Origin of the sequence: Flexibacter flexilis DSM 6793 (assembly GCF_900112255.1) — a bacterium.
Taxonomy (GTDB): Bacteria; Bacteroidota; Bacteroidia; order Cytophagales; family Flexibacteraceae; genus Flexibacter; species Flexibacter flexilis.
Genome location: NZ_FOLE01000004.1, coordinates 115,242 through 127,862, shown reverse-complemented (window position 1 = coordinate 127,862; position 12,621 = coordinate 115,242). Strand labels below are relative to the sequence as shown.

At 41.5% G+C, this 12,621-nt stretch carries 11 protein-coding genes and 2 tRNA genes; 10 read left to right on the top strand and 3 right to left on the bottom strand.

The genetic code is table 11. The features are described 5' to 3' along the window. Positions 1-127: 127 nt before the first annotated feature. Together BM090_RS08235 and BM090_RS08230 are read right to left on the bottom strand one after the other, a co-directional pair. Entirely contained in the window at positions 128-682 is a 555-nt protein-coding gene (locus BM090_RS08235; RefSeq protein ID WP_091510632.1) for a DUF1599 domain-containing protein, read from the bottom strand. Positions 683-706: 24 nt separating this feature from the next. Next, the gene (locus BM090_RS08230; RefSeq protein WP_091510629.1) at positions 707-1,570 is read right to left on the bottom strand and encodes a cyanophycinase; all 864 of its coding nucleotides are present in this window, start codon (positions 1,568-1,570) and stop codon (positions 707-709) included. Positions 1,571-2,061: 491 nt separating this feature from the next. Between BM090_RS08230 and BM090_RS08225 the strand changes: the two genes are divergently transcribed. From BM090_RS08225 to BM090_RS08180, 10 genes are all read left to right on the top strand, one after another. Next, positions 2,062-2,481 carry a hypothetical protein gene (locus BM090_RS08225; RefSeq protein WP_091510627.1) on the top strand — a complete coding sequence of 140 codons (420 nt, stop codon included), beginning with the start codon at positions 2,062-2,064 and terminating at the stop codon, positions 2,479-2,481. Positions 2,482-2,494: 13 nt separating this feature from the next. After that, a complete protein-coding gene (locus BM090_RS08220) occupies positions 2,495-2,884 on the top strand; it encodes a thioesterase family protein (RefSeq protein WP_091510624.1) in 390 nt (129 codons plus the stop codon). A 415-nt stretch (positions 2,885-3,299) separates the two neighbouring features. Continuing rightward, positions 3,300-4,676 carry a porin gene (locus BM090_RS08215; RefSeq protein WP_245756701.1) on the top strand — a complete coding sequence of 459 codons (1,377 nt, stop codon included), beginning with the start codon at positions 3,300-3,302 and terminating at the stop codon, positions 4,674-4,676. A 38-nt stretch (positions 4,677-4,714) separates the two neighbouring features. Beyond that, the gene (locus BM090_RS08210) at positions 4,715-6,253 is read left to right on the top strand and encodes an MFS transporter (RefSeq protein ID WP_091510620.1); all 1,539 of its coding nucleotides are present in this window, start codon (positions 4,715-4,717) and stop codon (positions 6,251-6,253) included. Positions 6,254-6,271: 18 nt separating this feature from the next. Further along, on the top strand, positions 6,272-6,493 hold the full coding sequence (locus BM090_RS08205) for a DUF6814 family protein (protein ID WP_091510617.1): 222 nt from the start codon (positions 6,272-6,274) through the stop codon (positions 6,491-6,493). Between the two features lie 155 nt (positions 6,494-6,648). Further along, positions 6,649-7,497, top strand: a complete 849-nt coding sequence (locus BM090_RS08200; protein ID WP_091510613.1) for an alpha/beta hydrolase family protein — start codon at positions 6,649-6,651, stop codon at positions 7,495-7,497. A gap of 8 nt (positions 7,498-7,505) precedes the next feature. Then, a complete protein-coding gene (gene gloA2, locus BM090_RS08195) occupies positions 7,506-7,895 on the top strand; it encodes an SMU1112c/YaeR family gloxylase I-like metalloprotein (RefSeq protein ID WP_091510609.1) in 390 nt (129 codons plus the stop codon). 88 nt (positions 7,896-7,983) lie between these two features. Then, positions 7,984-9,894 carry a propionyl-CoA synthetase gene (locus tag BM090_RS08190; protein WP_091510606.1) on the top strand — a complete coding sequence of 637 codons (1,911 nt, stop codon included), beginning with the start codon at positions 7,984-7,986 and terminating at the stop codon, positions 9,892-9,894. Positions 9,895-10,110: 216 nt separating this feature from the next. Further along, positions 10,111-10,182, top strand: a tRNA-Arg gene (locus BM090_RS08185). A 13-nt stretch (positions 10,183-10,195) separates the two neighbouring features. After that, positions 10,196-10,270 (top strand) — tRNA-Arg (locus BM090_RS08180). A gap of 47 nt (positions 10,271-10,317) precedes the next feature. Here BM090_RS08180 and BM090_RS08175 read toward each other — a convergent pair. Then, the gene (locus BM090_RS08175; RefSeq protein WP_091510602.1) at positions 10,318-12,528 is read right to left on the bottom strand and encodes an ATP-binding protein; all 2,211 of its coding nucleotides are present in this window, start codon (positions 12,526-12,528) and stop codon (positions 10,318-10,320) included. Positions 12,529-12,621: the final 93 nt, after the last annotated feature.

Here is a 12,621-nt window from a genome sequence, read left to right as displayed (position 1 = left end):
GTTTTGTTTTTAGTTTTGCTGTAAACACGACACCAAATAAAATAAGTATAAATATTCTTCGCTCAATAATTGAGGGGCGCAAAGTACGCTTGCAAATATTTAATCTGCAAACTTTTTGCCCTGAATATTAGGCACTAACGTTTTCGGTTTGGAGGATTAGCGCAAAAACTGCGTAGTTGATAATGTCCTGATAATTGGCGGCCACGCCTTCGGAAACGATTGTGCGACCGTCATTATCTTCGATTTGTTTAATTCTAAATATCTTCATCAAAATAATGTCGGTAATAGAACTTACGCGCATACTGCGCCAAGCCTCGCCATAATCATGATTTTTATTTTCCAACAAAGCCCACGTTTCTGCGATGTGTTTGTCGTACAATTGGCTCACGAACTCGTAAGGCAAATCCAATTCGGCATCGGCGGGTAGTTCCTGCTGAATCAAGGCCATAACCGAATAGTTAATCATTCCGATAAACTCATCGCGCAGATTATCGGCTACTTTTTGCGTGCCTTTTTCCTGCACCGAACGAATGCGGTTGGCTTTGATATAAATTTGGTCGGTAATAGAAGACAAACGCAAAATGCGCCAAGCCGTGCCATAATCTTTGTTTTTCTTCTCGAAAAGGGCGCGACATTCTGCCACTACGGCCTTGTATTGTATTTCTGTTTTGGTGGGATTCATGGGGTAAATATTGTCTAAAAAAATTTAGACTGAAAGTTCTGTCGTCGGAATAAAGGCACGTTCGCGCAACAAATAACTATTGCCTTTGGCCAACACGTGTACAATAAGGTGCTCAATCGAAATCGGGAAACCTTCTGGCAACTCTGCAATATTGGTATGTTTCATTTCGTGGCCGTCAAAAATGAGCACCAAGCCCGAACCGATGGTTTCCAAGTGGTTGCCGTTGGTGATGAGTACGCCAGTGTCTTCGCCCAAGCCCAAGCCAATGCAAGCGGGATTGCTGGCTACCGATTGCGCCAAACGCCCAAAACGACCTCTTGTAATAAAATGTGTATCAATAATTACGTTGCTGATAAAGTCAAAACCTGTTGAAATTTTTACTTCACCCTTGAACAAGGCTTCTGAACTTTCGCCTTCGTAAATCATGGTGCTGGACATGGCCATTGCCCCCGCGCTTGTGCCTGCTATCAAAAAATTTTCGGTTTGATAGCGGCGTTGCATGGTGCACAAAATTTCCGTTCCGCCATAAATGGAACTTAGTCTAAGCTGATTGCCGCCTGTAAACAATACGCCGTCGGCTTTCTGAATACGCTCCAAATATTCGGGATTGGCCGTGTCAAGGCGATTTTTGATGTGCATGACGTTAGCCGTATGGCAACCCAAACGCGCAAAGGCTTCCAAATAGCTTTGGCCGATTTCTTCAGGAATAAGCGAAGCGGTCGTAATCACCTCAATTACGGATTCACGCCCTTTCATTTCTGATAAAATGCGCTGCAAAATGCCAAACTCAAAAAAGTGAATAGAAGAGTCTGCCACGCTGCCTTTTTCGTCTGTGCCAATATCTACGTTGCCGCCGATGGCGATAAGTTTACCTTTGGGTGCTTCCATACTTAACTGTTAATTTTTTGCAAATTTAGCAGAAATCCCCGTGTGTTTTTATACGTTTTGCAAGACATTTCTAACATCTATTCTTTAATGTGAGATTTTAGGGTTCATTGTAGTCGTTTTGTGAATCTATGGTTTTGTTTTTGGATAAGACCAGTAAAATGCATGTTGCGCTACATTTTATTTATTACATAGCCTTCTTTTGGGCTATTGTTACCTTCTGTTGGCTGCAGTATCAAATTTAGGAACACACAACAATGCTAAGTGTTTGGCAAGAGGATTGTAGGTAGTATTGTTCATTAACAGCTTTTTACCTTAAAGTTAAGAAATGTAATGGCTGTTATTGGTGGTAGCAGGGGCTCAAAACCTAAAAAACAAGCTCACAGGCCAACCACAATATTTTTTACAAATACTTACACTATTGCAAAATTTTTAGCTGGAGTGTGTTTTCTGAAACTTTTATTATCATCTCTAAACTATTTTGATTAATACTTATGAAATACGGTATTATTTGCTCGTTTTTTCTCACATTTGGATCGGTGAGCACGAGCTTTGCACAAGCCAACTCTATTACAGTTACAGTACCAGATTCCTCTAACGCGACCGAAGAAAGTAAAATTCAAGTGAGCTTTGGGGTTGAGATGGTCAATAGTGTAGAATTTGTAGAAGTCAAAACGACTAAAAACAAAAAAATTCAACACGTCCGTACTACATTGGACGATTATTTTTTGCCTAACCCAGAAAGTGAAGATGTATTTGTACGCGTAAATATTGGCACACTAAAAGAGTTAGCCAATAAAGATGGCCTTTTGGAAGGCGAATTGTCAGTGTTTGGGCCTGCGGGCAAACTTATTTATAAAGTACCACTCAATACGAATTTGCAGAAATATATTGTAAAGAATCATAAAGGGTAATCAATTCAGCTAAATGGAAATCGTGGGCAAAACACAATCGTACACATTTGTTGTAACGGACGCGGACACGGCCAGTTTTGGCGGTAAACAAGTGCATCCTGTTTGCAGTACGTTTGTGTTGGCTCGCGAGGCCGAATGGGCTGGGCGTTTACTTTTGTTAGAAATAAAAGCCGACGACGAGGAAGGAATCGGCTCTGCTTTGTCCGTGCAACATCATAGCCCTGCGTTGGTGGGGCAAACCGTGAATGTTTTGGCAAAAATTGTAAGTTGGGACGGCAAAATCTTGGTTTGTGATTATACCATGCACGTAGGGCAGAGACTTGTGGCCAAAGGCCAAACCGAACAAAGACTGCTTCCAAAATCAAGAATCCTGCAATTGTTTGATTCGGTCAGAACAATATAAACCATATTTTATTTGGAAAAGAATTTAGCCTTTTAGTGATTTTTATCGCTGAAAGGCTATTTTTTTGCCTTCAAAACACTGTTTTTCTTGGATTTTTTAGATAAATCTGTTGCTTTTCTAAGTGTTATGAAAACATTTTTATAAAAAAACGGCGATTTGCTTAAGTTTTTATTAACAGGAAATATAATTCTGTTTTAAAATTTTAATAAAATATATTATTTGGTAAAACAAACATAAATCGAAACTTTTTTCTGTTTACATGACATTTGTCATGCAAACGTATTCCGTAATATCATAATATTGTATCCAAGTCCAACAAACACCAACTAAGACCCTTTACAACAATTTGATGTATGAGGTTTGTACGTGAAAGTTGACAGCTATTAACTACCCATTATACCTACATAAATTAACTATGATAATTAAAAAATCTACCCTCTTAGCAGGTGTGGCATCGCTATGCCTATCGGTTGCGGCTACCGTACAAGTTCGCGCACAAGGTTCGGATGCTTATGGCTCTGGCTTGAAAATGAACCTCAACGAAGACGGTTCTAAGTATGTTCGTATGATTGCTTGGAATCAAGTTTGGTTCCGCTCTACGGAAATGAACCCAGGTACAGCCATTAACGGTGAAGGAGCTTCTTCGAGTACGGATATTGGAATGCGTCGTTTGCGTACTTTGCTTTACGCACAAGTAACAAAGCGTTACATGATTCTTACGCACTTTGGTATCAACAACCAAACTTTTACTAATGGTGGTGCTGCCAGCTCTACAGGCACGGGTGGTTATGGTGCTGCCAAAAAGCCAGGTTTGTTCTTTCATGATGCTTGGAACGAATACGCAGTAGTGTTGCCAGCTCCAGAGAAAAAATTTAGCTTAACATTAGGTGGTGGTTTGCACTACTATATGGGCTTGTCTCGTGCTACGATGGCTTCTACGCTGAATTTCTTGGGTGCAGATGCTCCGATTTTCAACTGGCCTCTTATCGAAAACTCTGACCAGTTTGCACGTCAAATGGGTCTTTTTGCTAAAGGTAAATATGGTAAATTTGAATACCGCTTTAGCTATAACAAACCATTTGCTACCAACGTAACGCCTACTACAGCTGTTGCCGTAGATAACAATGGTAATACAAAATGGAGCAAAGCGGGTTATGTGGAATACCAATTCTTAGATTCAGAATCAAATCTTTTGCCTTTCAAAGTAGGTACTTATTTGGGTACTAAAAAAGTGTTTAACGTAGGTGCTGGTTTCTATACTGCTCCTGATGGAACACGCAACTTAGATAATGGTGCCGTGAAGAAGCATGATATTAAGTTGTTCTCGGCAGACGTATTCTTGGATATGCCTGTAGGTACTAAAAAAGCAGCGGTTACGGCTTATTCGGTATTCTATAAATATGATTTCGGTCCGAACTACTTGCGCAACTTGGGTATCATGAACGTAGGTTTGGCTGATGCGTCATTTACAGGTACAAAAGCATTAGCTGGTGCGGGTAATGCGCAAGCAACAATCGGAACAGGTTCTATTTGGTTTACACAAGTGGGCTATTTGTTGCCAACGTCTCAAGAAAAACCAAAATTGAGAATCCAACCATTTGGAAGCATGGCTTACAAAAACTTTGAGGCATTGGATAAAGCAAGTACTCAGTTCGACCTTGGTGTAAACTGGTTGATTGATGGCCACCATGCAAAAATCACAACGCAATATTCTACACGTCCTGTTTATACCGCAACAGACAAGTATAGCTCTAAAGGCGAATTCTTGATGCAATTGGCGATGTATCTATAATCTATTTAATGCAAACAAACCCCCCAAATTAATACAGTATGAGTAATAACAAATCTACAGACGGAATCTGGAAAGTAATTTCAGCCTCTTCCCTAGGTACGCTTATCGAATGGTATGATTTTTACATCTTTGGTAGTCTTGCCGTTGTAATTTCTACGAAGTTCTTCCCTTCAGACAATCCTACGGCGGCCTTCTTGAGTACGCTGGCTACTTTTGCCGCAGGCTTCGTGGTGCGTCCTTTTGGTGCCTTGTTCTTTGGTCGCTTGGGCGATATTATTGGCCGTAAATATACCTTCATGGCAACATTGCTTTTGATGGGTGGTGCCACTTTCGTTATTGGTTGCGTGCCAAGTTATGAAACCATTGGCTTCTTAGCTCCTTTCTTAGTGCTTATCCTTCGCTTGTTGCAAGGCTTGGCTCTTGGTGGTGAGTATGGCGGTGCTGCTACTTACGTGGCCGAACACTCGCCAGTAGGTGAACGTGGTTATTGGACATCATGGATTCAAACTACAGCGACGGTTGGTCTTTTCGTTTCGTTGATGGTTATTCTTATCACCAGAACAATGTTAAGCCCAGAGTCTTTCGACGAATGGGGTTGGAGAGTTCCGTTCTGGGTATCTATCCTAATGGTATTCGTTTCTTACCTTATCCGTAAGAATATGCACGAGTCTCCAGAGTTTGCGAAAGCGAAAGCAGAAGGCAAAACTTCTAAAAACCCATTGAAAGAAAGCTTTGGTAACACTTACAACCTTAAATTCGTTTTGTTGGCTCTTTTCGGTGCTGCAATGGGTCAGGGTGTAATCTGGTACACTGGTCAGTTCTACGCAATGAGCTTCCTGAAAACAGTAATGTTCGTGGAAAGCAACCAAGTAGATACACTTTTGGGGGCTGCACTTTTGATTGGTACACCTTTCTTCGTAGTATTTGGTTGGTTGAGCGATAAAATTGGCCGTAAGTCTATCATGATGGCGGGTATGTTGTTAGGTATTCTTTCATACCGTTTCATCTACCAAAGCATGTACGATGTAACGGACGTGAAGAAGAAAACAGAAATCGTTGAGAAAACAACTTTAGTACCTTCTATCAAAGAAAAAGCAGGTAAAGTTGACTCACTTTATACTACCACCAAAGAATTTACGGATGGTACTAAGTTAGTGGAAGTGAAAACGGTTCACCTCAAAGATGGCAAAGCTGCCATTGATGAGAAAACTGGCAAAGCTAAAATCGACACCAAAACCACCAAAACCATTCCAAATGGAGATATTATGACGTTGGTGTTCTTTATTTTCGTGCAAGTGATTTTCGTAACAATGGTGTACGGCCCAATCGCGGCATTCTTGGTTGAGATGTTCCCTGTGAATATTCGTTATACTTCTATGTCGCTTCCGTATCACGTAGGTAACGGTATCTTCGGTGGTTTGCTACCTGCTATCTCTACTTACTTGGTAACGAATGCTAAAAACAATGGAGACCCTACATTTTACCTTGAAGGTTTGTGGTATCCGATAATTATTGCTTCAATTAGCTTTATTATTGGTATGGTTTACATTAACACAAAGAAAAATATTCACGAATAAAATTAGCACACAAATAATATGAAAGCATTAAAGCGTTTTTTAGGTATCGTATGGCTTGCTTTTGCCGCCTTTTCTGGATACTTCTGCATATTTACTTTTGGTTTACCAAAATTAGCTACAGGCAAGCAAGATGACCTCGTTTTCGGGATTATTATTCTTGCAATTCTTACTCCTCTTATTGTTGCAGGTTTGGCCACTTTCGGCTATTTCTCTGTAAAAGGTGAGTACGATGACGTATAATATTCAATTCACTTTTCTTAATCAAAGAAGCCTCCTCAAAAGGGAGGTTTCTTTTTTGTTTTTATGTAAAAAAGATAAAATTTTTGTAGAATAAATTCGCAGACTTGCGTATTTTCGCACAGAGAGAAAATAGTATATATTGTCAATTATATTTTATGGAAAAATTCAGCGTACTGACGGCTGACAATTACCGTATCGCGGCTACTCGTTTTGTGCCCGAAAACCCCAACGGAAATGTAATTGTAATTTGCAGTGCCACAGGCATAAAGCAGCGTTTTTATGCGGGTTTTGCGGCCAAATTTGCTGCGCAAGGCTATACGGTTTACACCTATGACTATCGTGGAATTGGTCTTTCAAAGCCAGACAAAATATCTGGTTTTCAAGCTACTATGCGCGATTGGGCTACCAAAGATTTTCAAGCAATTACTGATTTTGTAACAGATGCGCACCCCAATGCTCGTAAGTTTCATATTGGGCATAGCATTGGTGGCATTTTTATCGGACTTACACCCGCCTACAAACAATATGATGCCTTCGTAACAGTGGCCGCCCAATTTGGTTATTGGAAGAATTTTTATAATAAAAATAAACCCGCTGTGCTTTGGTTTTTTTATGTTTTAGTGCCTGTTTTAAGCAAAATGTTGGGCTATTTTCCTTCCAAAGTAAAGAGTATGGGCGAGTCGTTGCCTGTGGGTGTTGCCAAAGATTGGCGCACGCTTATTGTTAGTAAAAAATCGGCGATGGCATTGGCCGAACAATCCTATAATTTTTACGAAAAAATAGATAAACCTGTGCTGGTAATTAGCTTGGAAGACGACTGGATTGCTCCCGAAAAAGCCGTTGATATTTTCGTACAAAAAATGCTTAAAAATGCGAAAGTAGAACGTAAACATATTTTACTTTCGGAAGCTAAAACAAAAGCAATTGGTCACGTTAATTTTTTTAGAAATAAATTTGAAAAAAACCTCTGGAATATTCCGTTAAATTGGCTGGAAACCGTCTGAAAAATAGAATGCTTGGCATAGAAAAAATACATCATATTGCAATTATTTGCTCGGATTACGAACGCTCCAAACGATTTTATACCGAAATCTTGGGCTTTGAAATTGTGGCCGAAACGTATCGGCAAGAGCGACAGTCATACAAATTGGATTTGTCGTTGGCGGGTCAGTATGTAATAGAACTTTTTTCATTTCCTGCGCCGCCGCCGCGTGTGTCCAGACCCGAAGCGGCAGGCCTTAGGCACTTGGCTTTTCAGGTGGCTGATATTGAGGCTGCTACGGCATTTCTACAAGAAAAAAATGTAATAACAGAGGCTATCAGAACCGATGAGTTTACACGCAAACGTTTTACATTCTTCTCAGACCCCGACGGACTGCCCTTAGAATTATACGAAAAATAGTTGGCTGCTCCTTTAAAAAATATTATTTTTGCTTGGTTGCAATCAGAAAAAGCAATTCTTTATACCCTTACTAAAACTATGTAATTCAATGAAAAATTATCAACAAGAATTTGATGCTTCGGTAAACGACCGCGAAGTATTCTGGAAAGAAAAAGCCGCCAATATTGATTGGTACAAATTTCCAGAAAAAATCGTTAGCAAAGACCCCAAAGACTTTTGGCGTTGGTACGAAGGCGGTAGCCTGAATACGGCGTATTTGTGTTTGGATTATCATGTTGCCAACGGTCGCGCCGAGCAGACAGCCTTGATTTATGATTCACCCGTTACCAAAACGCAAAAGAAATTTACTTACCGTGAGCTACAAACACAAGTAGCCAAATTTGCGGGAGCATTGCGCGATTTGGGTGTAGAAAAAGGCGATACTGTCATCATTTATATGCCAATGGTGCCTGAAGCGATTGTCGGGATGTTGGCTTGTGCGCGTTTGGGTGCGATTCACTCGGTCGTATTTGGAGGTTTTGCGCCGCACGAATTGGCTTTGCGTATTGATGATGCACGCCCGAAAGTGATTTTGTCGGCTTCTTGCGGCATCGAATTTGATAAAGTAATCCCTTATAAACCGTTGCTTGACCGCGCCATTGACGAAGCGTTTTTCAAGCCAAAAGCGGCTGTTATTTTGCAACGCCCCATGCTTGCCGCCGACCTCAAAGAAGGTCACGACTACGACTGGAAAGAGGTAGCTGAAAAAGCACTTCCAGCTGATTGCGTGCCTGTGGAAGCTTGGGATCCATTGTATATTCTTTACACTTCGGGTACTACGGGCAAGCCAAAAGGTATTTTGCGCGACAATGGCGGCCATGCCGTAGCGATGAAATACAGCATGGAGGCCGTTTATAACGTAAAACCAGGTGAAACGTTCTGGGCTGCTTCGGATATTGGTTGGGCTGTAGGGCACTCGTATATCGTTTATGCGCCGCTGATTCATGGCTGTACGACCATTGTTTTTGAAGGAAAACCAGTGCGCACACCTGACCCTGGTACGTTCTGGCGCGTGATTGCCGAGCACAAAGTTTCGGTATTTTTTACTGCTCCGACGGCTATTCGTGCCATCAAAAAAGAAGACAGCGAAGGCGAGTTTATCAAAAAATATGATTTGAGTAATTTCCGTACTTTGTTTTTGGCTGGCGAACGTTGCGACGTGGCTACACTCGAATGGGCAAAGCAACATCTTAATATTCCTGTGATTGACCACTGGTGGCAAACCGAATCTGGTTCGCCGATGTTGGCCAATATGCTTGGTGTAGAGGCACTTCCAGTAAAAGCGGGTTCGCCTGGCAAGCCTGTGAGCGGCTACGATGTGCGCATTATGGACGAAGACGGTACGGAGCTTCCTGCGGGCAAAGAAGGTTTTGTAGTAATCCAGATGCCTTTGGGGCCAGGCGCGTTTCCGTTTTTGTGGCACGATGATGAGCGTTTCAAAGAAAGTTATTTGAACACGTTCAGAGGCTATTACCTCACGGGTGATGGTGGCTATAAAGACGAAGACGGCTATTTCTACATTACGGGTCGTATAGACGACGTAATCAATGTGGCAGGCCATCGCCTTTCTACTGCCGAAATGGAGGAAATCTTGGCGGGACACTTGTCGGTGGCAGAATGCGCCGTTGTGGGTATCGCTGACGGTTTGCGCGGCCAACGCCCTGTGGGTTTGGTGGTTATCAAAGACAATCACCCGATAGAACCAGAAGTGTTGGAGGCCGAACTTGTGGAGAAAGTGCGCGAGCAAATCGGTGCAGTAGCATTTTTCAGAAATGCGATTGTGGTGAAGCGTTTACCAAAAACACGTTCGGGTAAAATTTTACGCAAAATTATTCGTAAAATTGCGGATAGTGAACCGTTTGCCGTGCCATCTACGATTGATGACCCTGCAATTTTGGACGAAATCAAAGAATCTTTTGAACTGCGCCGTATCGGAGTAGCTTTTGAGGTTCAATCATAAAATATTACCATACAAACAAACTTCACCTATGTAAATCAAAAGCCTGTTGCCGATGTGCGACGGGCTTTTTTATGGCGAATGTTGATATGTGAAAAGCGATTTATACGATTTTGGGGCTATACTTCTTGATTATTATTTTAATGTTTTTTTGATAGTATCCTCAAAAAGTTCTTTTAATTACCGAAACAGATACTTAGTTTTGCGGCCTCATTTAGCGGCCTCGTAGTTCAATGGATAGAATAGAAGTTTCCTAAACTTTTGATATGGGTTCGATTCCCGTCGAGGCTACTTTTTCGGTACTGGCCTTATAGTACAATGGATAGTACGTGAGTCTCCGGAACTCAAGATCCAGGTTCGATTCCCGGTAAGGTCACCATAACGCGGCTTTTCTGTATTTGATGCAGAGAAGCCGCGTTTTTTTTATTATATCACAACAGTAGTTGCCAACGGTATAGAGAATGTAAAGACAGTTCCGACAGTAAGGCGTTTTACCTCGATATGGCCGCCGTGTTTTTCTACAAATTCTTTACACAAAATAAGCCCTAAACCCGTGCCAGTTTCTCCTTGCGTGCCAATCGTAGAAATACGCGTCAGGTTAAACAAACGTTCGTATTGCTGGTCGCTAAGGCCTACTCCCGTATCCGCAACGGAGATAAACGCAAAAGACGTACTGGTGCGCAACTCTACTTTGATGTGCCCAGAAGGTGGCGTAAACTTAATGGCATTACTGATAAGGTTACGCAAAACAAAATCAAACATTCCTTTGTCGGCCAAAACTGTACAGTTTCCCATTTCGCCAGCCGTCAGCATGATATTTTTGCGCTGTGCGTTGGCCGTCAGAAGACTAAGCGTCTCGGAAACCTTTTCTGCCAAAGACAAAGGCTCAGGCCTAAAGGCAATCACATTCATTTGCGCTTGCGACCATTGCAACAGGTTATCCAACAGCATGGAGACATTTTTGAGCGACTTTTCGATGTCTGCGGCCAACACCGCCAACTCTTCTTTGGTCAGTTTGTCGTTGAAACGAATAAGCAGACTCAAAAACGAAGAAAGTGTAGCCAATGGGCCGCGCAAATCATGCGAAATAATAGAGAAAAATTTATTCTTGGTATCGTTGGAGCGGCGCAAAGCCACTTCCGACTCTTGCAAATTTTTGTTTAGAGACTGTAATTCTTGATTGGCAGCATTTAGCTCTGTATTTTGTCTGAGTATCAGCTCATTTTGTAGCTCAAGTTTCTGGGTTGCATCTATTTTTAATCGATAAAACATATAAATCAGACCCATCAATACCGAAGCTAATACCACGCCCACAAACAAAGCGCGTTTGGTAGTTTTCTCGTTTTCTAAAGCGATGCGCTGTGTTTCTTGTTCTTTACGCAAAACGCGTATTTTTTCCCTGCTTTCTTCTCGCTCATATTCGATTTGCATTTCGTGAATACGCACCAATTGAGCCTCATTTTGCAGTGAATCGTGAAACTGCTGTGCCAGCTTATAGTATTTTAGAAATTCTTGTGCCTTATCCTGCGCCAAATATACTTCTCCCATCAACTCGTAGGTTTCTTGTTTGTATGCCGCAGAATGGAGTGTTTGGGCCAAATCCAATGCTCTTTGGAAAGAAATAATGGCTTGTTCGTATTCTTTATTTTCCAAATAAACCTTGCCCAATAATTTATAGGTGCGCAACAAACTACTTTTGTCGGACAGAAATTCCTGAAGCGTCAAAGCCTGTCTAAAATACTCATGCGATTCTGGATACTTTTTCTGGCGGGCGTATAGTTGTGCTATATTGGTTAAGGTGATAGCAATCTCTTTTTTATTGCCAATTTTTTTCTTTTTGCTCAACGATTCGAATAAATGCGAAACGGCCTCATCGTAGCGTCCTTGCTCTATGTACACCATTCCCATATTATTGAGGGCAATGGCTACGCCTTTTGCATTATCAGCTGTCTTGCTAAGGTTATACGATTGGATATAATATCTAAGAGCCTCCGCATATTCCTTGTGAAAATAATGAAAGTCGCCAATGGCATTGAGTGATTTGGCTATATCGTTGGGTTGGCCTACTTTCTGGCGAAGACGCAACGCATCCCAGTAATAATGCAATGCTTTTTCCTGATAGCCTTGTTTGTCCAGAATATACCCCAAGGCACTCATGCATTCGGCTTGCTGCGCCAGTGCACCATTATTGCGAAATATTCTTAATGCTGACATCTGATAATCAAAGGCTTGTGGGTATTGATTATTGTAATAACACACTACACCCAGTTTGGCTTTGGCAACAGCTTGCAGAAAAATATCATGTATTTTTTTAGATAGAAACAGGCTTTGGGCAAAGCTCGTTTGTGCTTTGGCGTATTCTCCTTTTTCCAAATAATATTCGCCAATGCTATTATGAGAAGCAATTAGCCCATTAGTGTCGGCTAATTCTTCGGCTAAGAGCAATGCCTTTTGGGCGTACTCCAAAGAGCGCGTTACAGAGTCTGATTTATAGGCCTTAGCCAATTGGTTGAGCGTATATATTTTTGCTGTGTCAGATTGTTCTGGCAAAATCCTCAACAAGCTGTCGGGCGACAAGGCCAAAAGCTCCACTAATGGCCAAAGTACCAAACAACAACTTAAAAGCAGCCTACTCATACAAAAAAGATTGATTGTGTTTCTTTACCACTAAAGCAATAACGCAATTCTCTACTAATATTACAAAATCTATTGCTGCTCTATAAAGTAATT